General features: G+C 67.0%; 14 protein-coding genes and 1 other RNA gene. 10 read left to right on the forward strand and 5 right to left on the reverse strand.

Annotated elements, in window-relative coordinates:
* Nucleotides 1-13 precede the first annotated feature (13 nt).
* From ABRP17_RS11310 to ABRP17_RS11320, 3 genes are read right to left on the reverse strand one after another with little or no spacing between them, the layout of a single operon-like run.
* A complete protein-coding gene (locus tag ABRP17_RS11310) occupies nt 14-1,402 on the reverse strand; it encodes an FAD-linked oxidase C-terminal domain-containing protein (RefSeq protein ID WP_349985048.1) in 1,389 nt (462 codons plus the stop codon).
* Between the two features lie 33 nt (nt 1,403-1,435).
* Nucleotides 1,436-1,801, reverse strand: coding sequence for a YraN family protein (locus ABRP17_RS11315; protein ID WP_192081184.1), 366 nt, complete (start codon nt 1,799-1,801; stop codon nt 1,436-1,438).
* Complete coding sequence (locus ABRP17_RS11320; protein ID WP_349985049.1) at nt 1,791-3,515, reverse strand: penicillin-binding protein activator; 1,725 nt, start codon at nt 3,513-3,515, stop codon at nt 1,791-1,793. The genes ABRP17_RS11315 and ABRP17_RS11320 overlap by 11 nt, the downstream gene beginning before the upstream one ends.
* A gap of 150 nt (nt 3,516-3,665) precedes the next feature.
* Between ABRP17_RS11320 and rnpB the strand changes: the two genes are divergently transcribed.
* Nucleotides 3,666-4,016, forward strand: an RNA gene (rnpB, locus tag ABRP17_RS11325) — RNase P RNA component class A.
* 74 nt (nt 4,017-4,090) lie between these two features.
* On the opposite strand, the gene ABRP17_RS11330 is transcribed toward rnpB, so the two are convergent.
* Together ABRP17_RS11330 and ABRP17_RS11335 are read right to left on the reverse strand one after the other, a co-directional pair.
* Nucleotides 4,091-4,576, reverse strand: a complete 486-nt coding sequence (locus ABRP17_RS11330) for a DM13 domain-containing protein (RefSeq protein ID WP_349985050.1) — start codon at nt 4,574-4,576, stop codon at nt 4,091-4,093.
* A 145-nt stretch (nt 4,577-4,721) separates the two neighbouring features.
* The gene (locus tag ABRP17_RS11335; protein WP_349985051.1) at nt 4,722-5,474 is read right to left on the reverse strand and encodes an NRDE family protein; all 753 of its coding nucleotides are present in this window, start codon (nt 5,472-5,474) and stop codon (nt 4,722-4,724) included.
* Between the two features lie 369 nt (nt 5,475-5,843).
* On the opposite strand from ABRP17_RS11335, the gene ABRP17_RS11340 reads away from it, so the two are divergent.
* From ABRP17_RS11340 to murG, 9 genes are read left to right on the forward strand one after another with little or no spacing between them, the layout of a single operon-like run.
* Nucleotides 5,844-6,245 (forward strand): division/cell wall cluster transcriptional repressor MraZ, encoded by a 402-nt coding sequence (locus ABRP17_RS11340; protein ID WP_197974074.1) that lies wholly within the window; start codon nt 5,844-5,846, stop codon nt 6,243-6,245.
* A gap of 14 nt (nt 6,246-6,259) precedes the next feature.
* Nucleotides 6,260-7,228, forward strand: a complete 969-nt coding sequence (gene rsmH / locus ABRP17_RS11345) for a 16S rRNA (cytosine(1402)-N(4))-methyltransferase RsmH (RefSeq protein WP_188327179.1) — start codon at nt 6,260-6,262, stop codon at nt 7,226-7,228.
* Nucleotides 7,225-7,488 (forward strand): cell division protein FtsL, encoded by a 264-nt coding sequence (gene ftsL / locus ABRP17_RS11350; RefSeq protein ID WP_188326069.1) that lies wholly within the window; start codon nt 7,225-7,227, stop codon nt 7,486-7,488. Before rsmH ends, ftsL begins: the two co-directional genes overlap by 4 nt.
* Nucleotides 7,485-9,338, forward strand: a complete 1,854-nt coding sequence (locus ABRP17_RS11355) for a penicillin-binding protein 2 (RefSeq protein ID WP_192081188.1) — start codon at nt 7,485-7,487, stop codon at nt 9,336-9,338. Before ftsL ends, ABRP17_RS11355 begins: the two co-directional genes overlap by 4 nt.
* Nucleotides 9,335-10,822, forward strand: coding sequence for a UDP-N-acetylmuramoyl-L-alanyl-D-glutamate--2,6-diaminopimelate ligase (locus tag ABRP17_RS11360; protein WP_349985052.1), 1,488 nt, complete (start codon nt 9,335-9,337; stop codon nt 10,820-10,822). The genes ABRP17_RS11355 and ABRP17_RS11360 overlap by 4 nt, the downstream gene beginning before the upstream one ends.
* The gene (murF, locus tag ABRP17_RS11365) at nt 10,819-12,213 is read left to right on the forward strand and encodes a UDP-N-acetylmuramoyl-tripeptide--D-alanyl-D-alanine ligase (RefSeq protein ID WP_349985053.1); all 1,395 of its coding nucleotides are present in this window, start codon (nt 10,819-10,821) and stop codon (nt 12,211-12,213) included. Before ABRP17_RS11360 ends, murF begins: the two co-directional genes overlap by 4 nt.
* Nucleotides 12,203-13,288 carry a phospho-N-acetylmuramoyl-pentapeptide-transferase gene (gene mraY / locus ABRP17_RS11370; protein WP_349985054.1) on the forward strand — a complete coding sequence of 362 codons (1,086 nt, stop codon included), beginning with the start codon at nt 12,203-12,205 and terminating at the stop codon, nt 13,286-13,288. Before murF ends, mraY begins: the two co-directional genes overlap by 11 nt.
* Nucleotides 13,288-14,619: a putative lipid II flippase FtsW gene (gene ftsW, locus ABRP17_RS11375; RefSeq protein WP_349985055.1), complete on the forward strand. Its 1,332-nt coding sequence runs from the start codon at nt 13,288-13,290 to the stop codon at nt 14,617-14,619. The genes mraY and ftsW overlap by 1 nt, the downstream gene beginning before the upstream one ends.
* 5 nt (nt 14,620-14,624) lie before the next feature.
* The gene (murG, locus tag ABRP17_RS11380; protein WP_372487007.1) at nt 14,625-15,707 is read left to right on the forward strand and encodes an undecaprenyldiphospho-muramoylpentapeptide beta-N-acetylglucosaminyltransferase; all 1,083 of its coding nucleotides are present in this window, start codon (nt 14,625-14,627) and stop codon (nt 15,705-15,707) included.
* The last annotated feature ends 4 nt before the right edge of the window (nt 15,708-15,711 follow it).

The following is a 15,711-nucleotide window of genomic DNA, read 5'->3' on the forward strand; positions in this document are numbered from 1 at the left end:
GCCGTCGAACCATTCATTGGGGAGACGGCAACACCTTGCCGGGATTCAGTATGCCGTCCGGATCCAATGCGGCCTTGATCGCGTGCATCGCGCTCAAGGTTTCCGCGGTGAAGGCCTGCGTCATGAAGTCACGCTTCGCCAAGCCAATCCCGTGTTCGCCGGACAGCGTGCCCTCCAATCCCAGGGTCAAGGCGAAGATACGCGGCAGGGCCGCGTGCGCACGGGCGTTTTCGCCGGCGTCGTCCGGGTGATACAGGATGTTGACGTGCAGGTTGCCATTGCCCGCATGGCCGAACGTCACGATGGTCAGGTCGAACTCGCGTGCCAAGGCCTGCACGCCGGCGACCAGGGCCGGGATGCGTGACACGGGCACCACCACGTCCTCGTTGATCTTGCCCGGTGCGATGCTGCGCAACGCAGGTGACAGCGCCTTGCGTGCAGCCCACAGCTTTTCGCGCGCGGCACCTTCCATCGCAACGTCCAGCGACAGCATGCCATCGCCTTCGGCCGCGCTGGCCAGGGCCTGCAGCAGATAGGGGAGGGTGTCATGGTCGCCGTCCGCCTCGATCAGCAGCATGGCGCCGGCCTCGGGCACGTCCGCGCCATTGCCGCGCAACAACTGCAGGCTGCGCGCATCCATGAACTCCAGGCGCGTGGGCGTGACCGGTTGTGCCATCACCCGCGACACCGCCTGCGCTGCCGCTTCGGCATCGCGGTACAGCACGCGCAACCCGGCCTGCGCCACCGGCAGTGGCGTGAGTTTCAGTGTCGCTTCCACGATCAAGGCCAGCGTGCCCTCGCTGCCGATCAGCAGATGGGTCAGGTCGTAGCCCGTAGCGTCCTTGGTGTAGGCACCGCCGCAGCGGATGAGATCGCCGGTGCCGGTCACCGCGACGACGCCCAGCACGTTGTCGCGGCTGCTGCCGTACTTCACCGCGCGCGGTCCGCCCGCGTTGCAGGCCAGGTTGCCGCCGATACTGCAGATGTCCGCGCTGGACGGGTCCGGTGCCCAGAACAGTCCGTGGGGTGCCAGTGCGTGCTGCAGATCGCCGTTGAGCACGCCCGGCTGCACGATGGCGCAGCGGTCGCCAGGGCGCACCGCCAGGATCTGCGCCATGCGCGCGAACGACAGCACGATGCTGCCCTGCAGCGGGACGGCGGCACCGGTTGTGCCGGTGCCCGCACCGCGCGCCACCACTGCCACCCGATGCGCGCGGCAGGCCCTGACGATGGCCTGCACCTGCTCTGGGGTGGACGGCAGCACGACCGCCAAGGGCAACTGGCGACGCCAGGAATTGTCCTGCGCGTTCGCATCCAGCGCGGCCGTGTCGGTACGCCAGCCGTCGGCGCCGAGCAGCAGGGACATTTCGGCAACCAGGGTGGCGGGCAGTTCGGTGTTCATCGCGATTCCAGCAGAGGCAAAGGAATGATGTGCTCAGCCGTCCAGCCGGAACGCATCGCGCAGCCAGTGCAGTCGCGGTGGTTCGCCGCTTGCCTGCACGACATCGAAGCGGCACGGTCGCTCGCAGAGCGTCGGGTGGGACTGCAGGTAGAGCTGTGCGGCGAGGATCAAGCGCTGCTGCTTGCGGCCATCGACCGACCCCGCTGCGCCGCCGAAATCCGAGCGCGCCCGGTACCGGACTTCGACGAACACCACAGTGCCGTCGTGGTCCATCACCCGATCCAGCTCGCCGCCGCGGTAGCCCACATTGCGGTCCAACACCTGCAAGCCCGCGTCACACAGCAGGCGCTCGGCGGCCGCCTCGACCGCGGCCCCGCGACGGGCTCTGTCAGTTGGCATTGGCGATCGGCATGGGCCGCCCGCCATTGAACGTGGACCAGGCAGGAACGCGCAGGATGTTGCCACCGCCGTCCAGGTACAGCGTGCCTGTTGCGCCGGCCAGGCCGCCCTGGGCTGCCAGCGATTCCATGTAGGCGCTGATCTTCCAGGCGTCAAAGCCGAAGGCGAACAGACGCCCGGCGGCACCGCGCGCGCTGGGCAGCAGCTGACCGGCACTGCTGGCGCTGGGCAGTCCTGCTACGCCACGCACGTTCCACGCTTCGTTGGGATAGATGATGCCGTCCAGGGCAACATCCTCTTCCGGCTTGCCACTGCCGACGGTCAGCTGCGAAGTGCCCACCCGCGTGCCGCCGCCCACACCGGCCAGTGCCAGTTGCGGAGCCAGCTGCCGCGCCTGCGGTGCACGCACCGCCAGCAGTACGCCATCGGCCGGTTCTGCCGTACGCAGGCGCGCGCTGATGTCGCCCACCGTATCGGCCACTGCGACCGTCGCCAGTACCTGGCCGCCGCGCTGGGTGAAGCGCTCGGCGAAGGCGGCGGCGGTGCGGCGACCGGTGTCGTCACTGCTGTGCACGACGATCACTTTGGAGCGCTCGCGACCGCGCAGGTACTCGGCGGCCATGACGCCGTCGTCTTCCGGTGCCAGCGAGAAACCCGCGCTGCCGGCCGGCGGTGCACCCTTGCCGCGATTCAACGCGAGCACCGGCACCGGCAGCTGCGCGCGGCCGTACACGGCGTCCACTTCGTCGCGCCCCAGCGGGCCGACGATGAAATCAGCACCGCTACTGACCGCCTTGTCGTAGGCAGACAGCGCTCCGGCGGGCGTGCCTGCGGTGTCGATGAAATCTATTTCCGGCTTGCGTCGGCTCTCACCGTAGTAACCCGTCAGCAGGCCATCACGCACGGGTTGTGCGGCAGTGGCCAAGCGCCCGGTCAACGGCAGCAGCACCGCCAGTTTCACCGGCGGCCGGTAGCCATCGCTCATCGCTGGCGGCCGCTTGCTGGTATCGAAATGCACCGCGGCCGCATCCCGATCGAACGGGCGTGGCAACGGCAGGCCACGTGCCAGCAGGGCGCGACCGGCGAAGTTGTACAGCGGCTCGTTGGCCGGCAGCGCGCCGGCACGTGAGCGCAGCGTCGCGTCATCCAGACTGCCCAGCAGCGCGGTAATGGCGGCCTGGTTGTCACTCCGCGGCTGCCCGGTCAAGCCGGCGTTCGCACGTGCGCGTTCCTGTGCGGCACCAAAGCTGTCGCCGCTGGCCTGCAGTGCGGCGGCGCGTGCCAACTGCCAGCGCGCTGCCAGGGCAGGCAGTACCTCCGTGCCGGGCTCGGACAGCGCAGCGAGGGCGGCGGCCGGTTGCTTGTCGGCCAAGGCCAGTTCCGCGGTCACCAGCAGATAGCGCTGGCGGCTGGGCGCGGCCAGCTGGCGCGGCTGCACCTGTGCCAGCAGGCTGCGCGCGCGCGTCGCATCGCCTGCTTCGTGCCAAGCGAACGCGGCGTCCGCCAGTGCATTGCTGCGCGCGGTGCCGCGCAGCGTGCCGGCCAGGCTTTCCAGCTGCAGGGCGGCATCACGCGGGCGACCTTGCTCGATCAGCAGCAGTGCCTGGCTCTGGGCGGGCGACTCCGGCGCACTGGTCAGGCTGGTGGTGGCGCAACCGGCCAGCAGCAGCAAAGACAGTGACAGGGCGGAGATCCGGACGACAGGCTTGTTCATGATCGAGTCCATGCAGGGAGGTCGGCGGCCGTGGCCAAGTACACCGGTGGATTCTACCCTTGAGCTCGCAGCGCCGCTGAACTGGTCGTTGACCTCTCGCCGGCCACGCCCGCGCTACCCATGTCGCATCTGTGGGACAATGCGCGCGGCGGAGTCGGCCAGACAGTCGCGTCATCCCTTGCGGATGCCGAGGAAAGTCCGGGCTCCATAGGGCAAGGTGCCAGGTAACCCCTGGGCGGCGCGAGCCGACGGAAAGTGCAACAGAAAGATACCGCCTACGTCTTCTTCGGAAGGCCGGTAAGGGTGAAATGGTGCGGTAAGAGCGCACCGCGAGTCTGGCAACAGACCGGTACGGCAAACCCCACCTGGAGCAAGACCAAATAGGGACCTCATGGCGCGGCCCGCGTCGGGTCCGGGTAGGTTGCTTGAGCGCCGTGGTGACGCGGCGCCTAGAGGAATGACTGTCCACGACAAAACCCGGCTTATCGGCCGGCTCCGCCACTTCCTTCAAAACGTCCAGCCGCAGCATTTACCCGCCGGGCTCGCCGCGTGGCGGCGAGCTGAATGGCGATGGCTCAGCGCTCCGGATCGCGATACTGGGCTGCTGAAATGAACTTCGAGAACGTTTCACACCACACCACCACCGTCGTGTAGTCCTTCACGTTGACGTCCGGCGGGACGTCGATCAGAAGGCGTTTGAAGGATCGTGCTTCGCCGACGCGGCGCGCCTGGGCCTTTACCTTCAGGAAGCCATCGATGGTGTCCACGTAGTCGCGGGTGAGATACACCTTGTAATCCGGCCCTGGCGCCATTTCGCCGGAAAACGCGATCGTCTTCTGGCCGACACCGACGCTACCTTCAGCCCAGTGCAGCCGGTCGCTGCCGGGAAGGTCGCGCTTGAACGCGGCGTGGTAGGTCGCATCGTTGATCGCAGTCATGACTGCGTCCTTCGGCGGATCCGCAGGCGCGGTCAGGATGGGGAGCAGGTACACGCCCAAGCCGAAGCCCAGGCAGGCCACGAGAAGGTGACTGGCGGCGAGGAAGATCAGGCGTCGGCTCATGCGGTGACTCCACGGCAGTGTTGAAGAGAAGCCTGCTGGGTACAGGGCATGCTCATCTTCACCGCGACAGCGCGCCGTCGTCAGTGGCATCCGCGAACGGGCATGGCGGTGGCGGCCCTGAGCCCTTGGGTTGCGCGCTGTCCGTTCAGAAATACAGCAGTCCATCGCCTTCGGCAGCGCCGCCCGGGCCGAATCGTCGCTCGTGGATGGCGCCTTCCCCCGCATGATCGACCAGGATGATCGTGCTGGCACGGGTGCCGTATTCGACGCCGCGGATGAACGCTGTGCCAAGCCACTGCTCGCGTTCGGGGCCGATGCCGGTATCCGGCAGGTCGGTGGGATCAGGCCGATGCTCGTCCGCAAGGGCGGCCCACAGCCGATCAAGCGCGGGGGTGTCGGTTGCACACCAGTCGGCAATCGCGTCCATCAGTCGCCGCGTCTTCGGCCAGCCCGCATCCAAGGCGCCGTTGGACATGCCATGCACGCCAGGGGCGAGCCGCTGCCGACCGGCCGGATGGTTGCCGACGTATTCCACGCTGTCCGCATCGGCCAACAGCAGGTTGAACGGCGGGTAGGCGCTGGCACTTCTTTCCAATTCATCAGCGCATGCGTGGGCCGGCACCGTGCCACGCAGGTAGTCGGCCACCAGCGCGCCGCGGGATTCCCCTGCCTGCGCAGCCTGCGGATCCCGCACATTGGTCACCGCCGCCATCCGTCCATCGGCGGCGACACCGGCCCAGGCGCCGCCGGAGCGCAGGTCGCGCCCGCCGATCACGCGGGGTGCGTCGTTCCAGCGGGACAGCGGAGCCGTTGGGCGGGCGTGGAACTCGTCGCGATTGCCAGCCATGACCAGCCGCCAGCGCGGGTGGTGGAGCCAAGCCAGAGCAAGTAGGCACATGCGTCGCATTGTGCTGTTTTGCGCAACACCTCGCTACGGGATCGGCACAGTCAATGAATGCGCATCACATGTTTCACGCCCTCTACACACCCCTGAACTTCGCCCCAATCTCAAAATTTGAGACGAAACAGCAACTTGTGGATAAGCCTTGAACAAGTCTCTAAAGATTGCTGCAAGCCATTGATGGCACAGGTGATTTCCCCCTGCAAAAGTTGTTGACAACCCTTTGACCGCTGATAAGGTGGGCATCAGAGGGAAAACCGGGTCTTTTGTGGTTTTTCGTGGTTCAATGTTTCATCCATCTGAAGGAAAGGTGCACGCGTCGTGTTTCAGGGCGAGACGGCCATCACGGTTGACGATAAAGGGCGCATGGCGGTTCCAACCGTTCATCGCGACCTCGTTGCGCGTGTGAGCAACAACCGGCTGGTCCTGACCTACAACCCCTTTGAATCCGGCTGCCTCTGGCTGTACGCGGAATCGGAGTGGGAGCGCGTGCGGGACGACGTGATGGCCAAGCCGAACACCCAGCGGGTCGTTCGGCTGCTGCAGCAGAAGCTGGTCGGTTCGGCCGCACACCTGGAACTGGACGGCAACGGCCGAATCAGCATCCCCGCCAGCCACCGCGGCGCGGTGGGCATCGAAAAAAAGGCGGTATTGCTCGGCATGGGTGACAAATTCGAACTTTGGAGCGAGCAGGCGCACCGCGCATTGATCCAGCAGACATTGTCTGACGAGGATCTGGGCGATGGGCTTCTCGATCTGAAATTGTGAGCCGGGGTGCCCGGGTGCGCGGAACAGCGCAGGCCGGTCACCTCCCGGTGTCGCAGTCGCCGGCGGGTCATCTGCCGGTCCTGTACACCCAGGTCCTTGAAGGCCTGAGGGTGATCGAAAACGGTGTGTACCTCGACGGCACGTTCGGCCGTGGCGGGCATGCGCGTGGCGTACTGGCCCAGCTTGGTGGCGCAGGCCGCCTGCTGTTGATGGACAAGGATCCGGAAGCCATCGCGGCCGCCGAGCGCGACTTCGCGCCCGACCCGCGCGTGTCGATCTTCCGTGGCAGCTTTGCCCAGTTGCTGCAGTGGGAGCAGACGGCCGACGGCCTGGATGGCGTGCTGTTCGACCTCGGCGTTTCCTCGCCGCAGCTGGACGTGGCCGAGCGTGGCTTCAGCTTCGGCAAGGACGGCCCGCTGGACATGCGCATGGACCCGGACAGCGGCGAGAGCGCGGCGCAATGGCTGGCACGCGCCAACGACACCGAGATCGCCGACGTGCTGTGGACCTACGGTGAGGAGCGCATGAGCCGCCGCATCGCGCGGGCCATCGTGGCGCAGCGGCAGAAGCAGGCGTTCACCCGCACGGCGGAACTGGCTGACCTGATCGCGTCGGCAATGCCGCGTGGCAAGGACAAGATTCACCCGGCCACCCGCAGCTTCCAGGCGATCCGCATCCACATCAATCGTGAACTGGCCGACCTCGAAGCCGGCCTGGTCGCCGCCGTGGAACGGCTGAAGCCGGGTGGCCGATTGGCCGTCATCAGCTTCCACTCGCTGGAAGACCGCATCGTCAAGCAGTACTTCAACCGGCTGGCCAAGGCGCCTCCGAGTAATCGCCGTCTGCCGGAGCAGCAGGCCTTCGTGCCAACGCTGGACCTGATCGGCGGTGCGATCAAGGCCAATGACGACGAGCTGGCCGTCAATCCGCGCGCCCGCAGCGCGGTATTGCGCGTGGCCCAGAAGCGTGAGGTGGCCGGGTGAGCCGGCTCATCCTGATCGTGCTGCTGGCCTGCACGATCGCCTCGGCGATCGGGGTGGTCTTCGTGCGCCACCGCCACCGCCAGACCTTCATCGAACTGGCGCGCGCCGAGCGCGTGCGCGATGAGCTGAACATTGAATTCGGCCGGCTGCAGCTGGAGCAGGCCACGTTGGCAGAAGCCAATCGCGTGGACCAGGTGGCCCGCGAGAAACTGGGCATGAAGTTTCCCGAAGCCGCCGACGTGGTGGTGATCCGCCCATGAGCCGGACCGGCCGCAACCGCCCCCGCAACGCCTTCAACCTGCGCCAACGGCTGCGCTGGGTCGCGCTGGCGCTTGGCCTGTGCTCGGTATCGCTGGTGGGCCGTGCCGCGTATGTGCAGCTGATCAACAGCGACTTCTATCAACGCCAGGGCGAAGCACGCTACCTGCGCGAACTGCCGATCAAGACCTCGCGCGGCATGATCACCGACCGCAATGGCGAGCCGGTGGCGGTGTCCACGCCGGTGGCCTCGATCTGGGTGAACCCGCAGGAGCTGCTGCGCTCGCCGGACCGCATTCCTGAGCTGGCCAGCGCGCTGGGGCTGGCGGTGGACGACCTGAGCAGCCGGCTGAGCCAGAAATCGGACAAGGAATTCATGTACCTGCGTCGCCGGATCAACCCGGACGACGCAGAGAAAGTGGTCGCCCTGAAGATTCCAGGCGTGGCTGCACAGCGCGAGTTCCGCCGCTTTTACCCGCAGGGTGAGGCGATGGCCCACGTGCTGGGTTTCACCAACATCGATGATCGCGGCCAGGAAGGGCTGGAGCTTGCCTTCGACGAGTGGCTGCGCGGTGAGCCCGGTGCCAAGCGGATCATCCGCAACCGCAAGGGCGAGACGGTGGAAAGTGACCTGCTGCGTGCCGCCACGCCGGGCAAAGACCTGACCCTGAGCATCGATCGGCGCATCCAGTACCTGGCGTACAAAGAGCTGCGCAACGCGCTGGTCGCCAACAAGGCCGCCGGCGGTTCGATGGTGATCATGGACGTAGCCACCGGTGAAGTGCTGGCGATGGTCAACCTGCCGACCTACAACCCGAACTCGCTTCAGGGCGCGATCCCGGACACCCGCCGCAACCGCGCGGTGACCGACCTGGTCGAGCCCGGTTCGACGATGAAGCCGATCACCATCGCGTCTGCACTGCAGGCCGGCGTGGTGACCAAGGACACCATCATCGACACCAACCCCGGTTACATGTCGCTGGGGCGCTACACCATCCGCGACGTGCCGCGGAACAACGGCGTGCTCAACGTGACCGGCGTGATCACCCGCAGCTCGAACGTGGGCGCAGCCAAGATCGCGGCCAAACTGCCCGATCAGGTGTTCTACGATTCGATCCACAGTTTCGGCTATGGCTCGCGTCCGGGCAGCGGTTTCCCCGGCGAATCCGCCGGCGTGCTGCCGCGCCCCGCGCGCTGGAGTGGTCCCTCCAAGACCACCATGTCGTATGGCTACGGACTGTCGGTCACACCCCTGCAGATCGCCACGGCATACTCGGCGCTGGGCAACGGCGGCAAATTGATTCCGCCGACCTTCGTCAAAGGCCAGCACAACGAAGCGCGGCAGATCCTGGACCCGCAGATCGCCAAGGAAGTGGTGGCGATGATGGAAACCGTGGTGACCCAGGGCGGCGCCAAGCAGGCGGCCGTGCTGGGGTATCACGTGGCCGGCAAGACCGGTACGGCGCGCAAGGCAGGCCCGGGCGGTTACGAGCGCGGGCATTACAACGCGCTGTTCGCCGGCGTGGTGCCGGCCAGCAACCCGCGCTTTGCCACGGTGATCGTGATCAATGATCCGCAGGCCGGCAAATACTACGGCGGCCTGGTGGCGGCACCGGTCTTCCACAATGTGATGGACGGTGCGCTGCGCCTGATGGACGTGCCGCCGGACGATATCCAGTCGTGGCTGGCCGCGCAGCAGTCCGGCAAGACCGGGCATTCCGCCTCGGTGTTGCCGACGCCCCCGGCCGACGCCGTGCTGCCTCCCGATGCCGCCGCCGAATTCGATGCCGCCCTGCCGACCGCGCAGGCACCTGCGACGCCGGTGTCCGCACCGACCGGGGGCACGCAATGAGCCGCACGATGGCGCTTTCCCGCCTGTTGCCTGACGTGGCCCTGGCCGGCCGGGATGTGGATATCCGCGGCCTGGTGATGGACAGCCGCGCCGTGCGACCAGGCGATGCCTTCGTGGCGATCGCCGGGTTCGGCGCGCATGGCCTGGGCTTCGTCGAGCAGGCGCGTGCCAATGGTGCAGCCGCCATCCTGTTCGAAGCGCCGGCCCCTGCGGAGCTGCCTGCACCGTCGGATGCCATTGCCGTGCCGGGCCTGCGCGCGCGCATGGGCGCGATGGCCGACCAGTTCCACGACGCGCCGTCCCGCGCGATGACCATGGTGGGTGTCACCGGTACCAACGGCAAGACGTCCACCGTGCAACTGCTGGCCCAGGCCTGGCAACTGCTGGGCACCCGCAGCGGCAGCATCGGTACCTTGGGCGCCGGCCTGTCCGGCGACGTGCAGCCGACGGGCTTCACCACGCCGCTGGTGCTGCAGATGCATGCGCTGCTGGCCGACCTGCGCGACGCCGGTGCGCAGGCCATCGCGATGGAAGTCAGCTCGCATGCGCTGGACCAGGGCCGTGTGGATGCCGTGCATTACGACGTGGCAGTGTTCACCAACCTCACTCGTGACCATCTCGACTACCACGGCGACATGGAGACCTACGGTGCAGCCAAAGAGCGGCTGTTCCATCGGGCCGGCCTACGTGCGTCGGTCGTCAATCTCGATGACGCATTCGGTGCCACGTTGCATGCGCGCGTGCCGGCCAGCCAGAAGGCGGTGGGCGTCAGCTCGCGCGGTGCGCCGCAGGCCAGCGTGCGGGCGAGCGGGATCGTGCTGGACGGCCTGGGTGTAGCGTTCACGCTGACACTCGACGGGCAGTCGCGCGGTGTGCGCTCGCCACTGCTTGGCCGCTTCAATGTAGACAACCTGTTGACGGTGGCCGGTGTGCTGCATGCGCTGGGGCAGCCGCTGGATGTCATCGTCGAGGTGCTGGCGCAGCTGCAGCCAATCCGCGGGCGGATGAACCGCCTCGGCGGTGAAGCGGGGCAGCCGACGGTCGTGATCGATTACGCGCATACGCCGGATGCCTTGGAACAGGCGCTGGACAGCCTGCGTGGGCATGTCGACGGCCGCCTGGTCTGCGTGTTCGGCTGTGGCGGCGAACGGGATACCGGCAAGCGGCCCCAGATGGCGGCCATTGCCGAACGGCTGGCTGACCAGGTGATCGTCACCGACGACAATCCGCGCAGCGAAGACGGTGACCGCATCGTGGCCGATATCCTTGCCGGCTTCGACAGTGCCGACAAGGCGGTGGTCCAGCGTGACCGCGCGCGTGCCATCGCCTTGGCGATCGGCGGGGCGGGACCGGGTGACATCGTGCTGATCGCCGGCAAGGGCCACGAGCCCTACCAGGAAGTCGCCGGAGTACGCCATGCCTTCGATGACACCGACGTCGCCGCTGCCGCGCTGGTCGCTGCGGTGCAGGAGGTGACGCCATGAGGCGCACCCTGCTGTCGTTGATCGCCCATTGGGCCGGTGGAGAGATCCACGGTGACGATGCGGCTATCGACGCGATCAGCAACGATACCCGTCAGATGGCGGCCGGCAGCCTGTACGTGGCGCTGCGTGGCGAGCGCTTCGATGGACATGATTTCGGTGCCGATGCGCTTGCCCGCGGCGCCAGTGCACTGCTGGTCGAACGCCTGCTGCCCTTGCCCCTGCCGCAGGTGCTGGTGGCCGACAGCGAGCTGGCCTTGGCGCGCATCGCCGCCGGCATGCAGCGCGACCGCGCCACCGGTGTGTTCGCCATCACCGGCAGCAACGGCAAGACCAGCGTCAAGGCGCTGCTGCTGGGCATCCTGCAGCAGCACGCGCAGATCGCCGCCAAGGTGGTCTATGCCAATCCGGGCAACCGCAACAATGAGATCGGCCTGCCATTGGCCGTGATCGACGCGCCGGAAGACGCGGATTTCGCCGTGTACGAGATGGGTGCCGGCAAGCCGGGTGACATCGCGTACCTGACCGACATCGTCCGTCCGCGCTGGTCGCTGGTGAACAACATCGCGGCCGCCCATCTGGAGCGGATGGGCAGCCTGCAGGGTGTGGCCAACACCAAGGGCGCGATCTACGCGGCCCTGCCGGCGGACGGCGTGGCGGTGATCAATGCCGACGACGCCTTTGCGCCTTGGTTCGAGCAGCATTTCATCGGCACCCCGCCGCGCTGCGCAGTGTTGCGTTTCGGCCTGGAGCACAGCGCCGACGTGTTCGCCTCGGCGATCCGCTTCGATGCGGCGGGCAGTCATTTCGATCTGCACACGCCGGTCGGGCAGGCTGCGGTGTCGCTGCCGTTGCCGGGTCGCCACAACATCGGCAACGCGCTTGCGGCCACCGCACTCGCACTGGCCGCCGGCATCCCGTTGGCGCATGTGGTGGCGGCGCTGGCCGTCACCGAACCGGTGCCGGGCCGCCAGATCGCCCATCGGTTGCACAGCGGGGCCGTTCTGGTGGACGACAGCTACAACGCCAATCCGGGTTCGCTGGTGGCCGCCATCGAGGCGCTGGCCGGCAGCGGTGACGACGGCTGGCTGGTGCTCGGTGACATGCGCGAACTCGGCCCCGATGCGGCCGCGCTGCACGCGCAGGCAGGCCTGCGTGCACGTCAGGCCGGGCTCAAGCGGCTGTACACGCTGGGGCCGCTCAGCGCCTCGGCTTCTGCTGCCTTCGGTGAAGGCGGTCGTTCTTTTGAAACCCATGACGCGCTTGCGCAGGCCCTGCAGCAGGAACTGCATGCGGGCGTGCGCTGCCTGGTCAAGGGCTCCCGTGGCAGCGCCATGGACAAGATTGTGAAAGCGCTGCTCGCGCAAGGAGAGGAATCGCCTCATGTTGTATGAACTGGCCCGCTGGCTGCAGCAGTTAGAGAGCTCGTTTGCGCTCTTCAACTACCAGACGTTCCGCGCCATCCTGGCGGCACTGACGGCGCTGTTCCTGTCGCTGTGGATGGGCCCGGCCGTGATCCGCAGGCTCGCCCAGTTCAAGGGTGGGCAGCCGATCCGCAAGGATGGCCCGCAGACCCATTTCGCCAAGGCCGGCACGCCGACCATGGGCGGCTCGTTGATCCTGCTGACGGTCACCCTCGCGGTGCTGGCCTGGGCCGACCTGAGCAACCGCTACGTGTGGTTGGTGCTGGCGGTGATGATCTGCTTCGGTGCGATCGGCTGGTACGACGACTGGATCAAGATCGTCCGCCGTGACCCGAATGGCCTGAAGTCGCGCTGGAAGTACCTGCTGCAGTCGATCTTCGGCCTGGCCGCTGGCCTGTTCCTCTACTTCACCGCCGACGTGCCCTCCGCGCTGACGTTCTACATCCCGATGTTCAAGTCGGTGGCGCTGCCGCTGGCGGGCATCAGCTTCGTGGCCATCGCGTATTTCTGGATCGTGGGCTTTTCGAATGCGGTCAACCTGACCGATGGTCTGGACGGCCTGGCGATCATGCCGACCGTGCTGGTCGCCTGCGCGCTGGGCGTGTTCGCCTACGCGTCCGGCAACGTGGTGTTCTCCAACTACCTGCAGATCCCGCAGATCCCCGGAGCGGGTGAGCTGGTCATCATCTGCGCCGCCATCGCCGGCGCCGGTCTGGGCTTCCTGTGGTTCAACACCTACCCGGCCATGGTCTTCATGGGCGACATCGGTGCGCTGGCGCTGGGCGCCGTGCTGGGGACCATCGCGGTGATCGTGCGCCAGGAGCTGGTGCTGGTGATCATGGGCGGCGTCTTCGTGGTTGAAACCTTGTCGGTGATGATCCAGGTCGCCTCGTTCAAACTGACCGGCAAGCGCGTGTTCCGCATGGCGCCGATCCATCACCACTTCGAGCTGAAAGGCTGGCCGGAGCCGCGCGTGATCGTGCGCTTCTGGATCATTTCGGTGGTGCTGGTACTGGTTGGCCTGGCCACGTTGAAGGTGCGCTGATGAATGATCTCTCGCGCCAGGCAACACGCCTTGAAGCCATCGGAGGCCACTTCGACAAGTGGCTGCTCGGCGCGATCATCGCGCTGACCGGGCTGGGTGTGGTGATGGTCGCGTCGAGCTCGATCGCGCTGATGAGCAGCCCGTTCTATTACCTCAATCGCCATCTGATCTTCCTGGCGGTGGGCATCGTGCTGGCCGGACTGGCCATGCGTACCGAACTGAAGACCATCGAGCAGTACAACCAGCTGCTGCTGCTGGGCTGCTTCGCCTTGCTGGTGGTGGTATTCGTGCCGGGCCTCGGCAGCAGCGTCAACGGGGCGCGGCGCTGGATCAATCTCGGCGTGTCCAAGTTCCAGACGGTCGAAGCGGTCAAGGTGCTCTACATCGTGTGGCTGTCCAGCTACCTGGTGCGCTTCCGGGACGAGGTCAACGCGACGTGGCCGGCCATGCTGAAGCCGCTGGGCGTGGCCGGGGCGCTGGTGGTGCTGATGCTGCTGCAGCCCGACTTCGGCTCGTCGACGCTGCTGCTGGCGATCACCGCCGGCATGCTGGTGTTGGGCGGGGTCAACATGCCGCGCATGTCGATGCCGGTGATCATCGGCATGGTCGGCATGAGCGCGCTGGCGATCATCGAACCGTACCGCATGCGCCGCATCACCTCCTTCCTGGACCCGTGGGCCGACCAGCAGGGCGACGGCTACCAGCTGTCCAACGCGCTGATGGCCGTCGGCCGCGGCGAGTGGACCGGCGTGGGCTTGGGCAACTCGGTGCAGAAGCTCTATTACCTGCCCGAGGCACATACCGACTTCATCTTCTCGGTCACGGCCGAAGAGCTGGGTTTCCTCGGCACCTGCCTGGTGATCGCGCTGTACGCGCTGCTGGTGGGTCGCACGCTATGGCTGGGCATGCGCTGCGTAGAGATGAAGCGCCACTTCTCCGGCTACGTCGCCTTCGGCATCGGGCTGTGGATCAGCATGCAGAGCTTCGTCTCGATCGGGGTCAACCTGGGCATCCTGCCGACCAAGGGGCTGACCCTGCCGTTGATCTCGTCGGGCGGCTCCAGTGTGCTGATGACCTGCGTGGCAATGGGGCTGCTGCTGCGCGTGTCGTACGAGCTGGATCGCGCCGAGCGCCGTCATGCCGTTCGCATGGGCGGAGGCGATGAGGTGGCCGACGAGATCGTGACCGCTCCGTCAGCCGGGCCGGCCGCGACGCCAAAGCCGTCCCGCGTCGCCAATGCGGGCGCGCCGGCCAATGCCAGCACGAGCACCACGCGTGGCACCAGCCGCCTGCAGACGCGCGTCGAGCCGACCTTCGGGAGGCTGTCATGAGCGCAATGCGTGACGCGGCCACGCGCCCCGTGATGATTCTTGCCGGTGGTACCGGCGGGCACATCTTCCCCGGTCTGGCAGTGGCCAAGGTGCTGCGCGCGCGCGGCATCCCGGTCACCTGGCTGGGCGCTGTCGGCCAGATGGAAACCCGCTTGGTGCCACAGCATGACGTGCCGATCGATACCCTGGATATCGCCGGGCTGCGCGGCAAGGGCAAGCTGGCCCTGCTCGGCGCGCCGTGGCGTCTGCTGCGTGCGATCCGCCAGGCAGGCTTCATCCTGCGCGACCGTCATCCGCGTGCGGTGATCGCGTTCGGCGGTTACGCCTCCGGACCGGGCGGGCTGGCTGCGCGTCTGCATGGGCTGCCCCTGCTGGTGCATGAGCAGAACCGTGCACCGGGCATGACCAACCGCTTCCTCTCCCGCTTTGCGCAGCGCGTGCTGACGGGTTTTCCCGGCAGCTTCGCCGCACGCGAAGAAGCCGTCGGCAACCCGGTACGCGCCGAGATCGCTGCGATTGCACCGCCCGAGCAGCGCTTTGCCGGTCGCAGTGGTCCATTGCGTGTGCTGGTGGTGGGCGGAAGCCAGGGCGCGCGCGCCTTGAACATGGGCGTGCCGCAGGCGATCGCCGCATTGGGTGCTTCGTATCCGGTGCAGGTGCGCCACCAGAGCGGCGAGAAAATGCACGCCGAGGCTGTCGAGGCCTATGCCAATGCCGGCGTCACCGCCGAGATCACGCCGTTCATCGCCGACATGGCCGATGCCTTCGCGTGGGCTGACATCGTGGTGTGCCGGTCCGGCGCGTCCACTCTCGCCGAGCTGTGTGCCGTGGGCGTCGGCAGCGTGCTGGTGCCGTTCCCGGCCGCGGTCGATGATCACCAGACGCGTAATGCGGAATACCTGGTCGAGCGCGATGCCGCCGTGCTGCTGAAGCAGGGCGATGCGCTGGTCACCGGCATCACGTCGCTGTTGCGTGAACTATCCGAAAATCCCGCCCGCCGCATGCAGATGGCGAAAGCCGCACGTGCGCTGGCCAAGGTCGATGCCGCAGAGCGCATCGCCGATATCATCCTCGAGGAAGCTGTATGAACAC

This window comes from Stenotrophomonas sp. WHRI 8082, from assembly GCF_040223995.2.
In the GTDB taxonomy this organism is placed as follows: domain Bacteria; phylum Pseudomonadota; class Gammaproteobacteria; order Xanthomonadales; family Xanthomonadaceae; genus Stenotrophomonas.

What these genes read in the sequence shown, in the direction of transcription:
- ABRP17_RS11310 (WP_349985048.1), bottom strand. Translation starts at nt 1,402, where the DNA reads ATGAACACCGAACTGCCCGCCACCCTGGTTGCCGAAATGTCCCTGCTG.
- ABRP17_RS11315 (WP_192081184.1), bottom strand. Translation starts at nt 1,801, where the DNA reads ATGCCAACTGACAGAGCCCGTCGCGGGGCCGCGGTCGAGGCGGCCGCC.
- ABRP17_RS11320 (WP_349985049.1), bottom strand. Translation starts at nt 3,515, where the DNA reads ATGAACAAGCCTGTCGTCCGGATCTCCGCCCTGTCACTGTCTTTGCTG.
- ABRP17_RS11330 (WP_349985050.1), bottom strand. Translation starts at nt 4,576, where the DNA reads ATGAGCCGACGCCTGATCTTCCTCGCCGCCAGTCACCTTCTCGTGGCC.
- ABRP17_RS11335 (WP_349985051.1), bottom strand. Translation starts at nt 5,474, where the DNA reads ATGTGCCTACTTGCTCTGGCTTGGCTCCACCACCCGCGCTGGCGGCTG.
- ABRP17_RS11340 (WP_197974074.1), top strand. Translation starts at nt 5,844, where the DNA reads ATGGCGGTTCCAACCGTTCATCGCGACCTCGTTGCGCGTGTGAGCAAC.
- ABRP17_RS11355 (WP_192081188.1), top strand. Translation starts at nt 7,485, where the DNA reads ATGAGCCGGACCGGCCGCAACCGCCCCCGCAACGCCTTCAACCTGCGC.
- ABRP17_RS11360 (WP_349985052.1), top strand. Translation starts at nt 9,335, where the DNA reads ATGAGCCGCACGATGGCGCTTTCCCGCCTGTTGCCTGACGTGGCCCTG.
- murF (WP_349985053.1), top strand. Translation starts at nt 10,819, where the DNA reads ATGAGGCGCACCCTGCTGTCGTTGATCGCCCATTGGGCCGGTGGAGAG.
- mraY (WP_349985054.1), top strand. Translation starts at nt 12,203, where the DNA reads ATGTTGTATGAACTGGCCCGCTGGCTGCAGCAGTTAGAGAGCTCGTTT.
- ftsW (WP_349985055.1), top strand. Translation starts at nt 13,288, where the DNA reads ATGAATGATCTCTCGCGCCAGGCAACACGCCTTGAAGCCATCGGAGGC.
- murG (WP_372487007.1), top strand. Translation starts at nt 14,625, where the DNA reads ATGCGTGACGCGGCCACGCGCCCCGTGATGATTCTTGCCGGTGGTACC.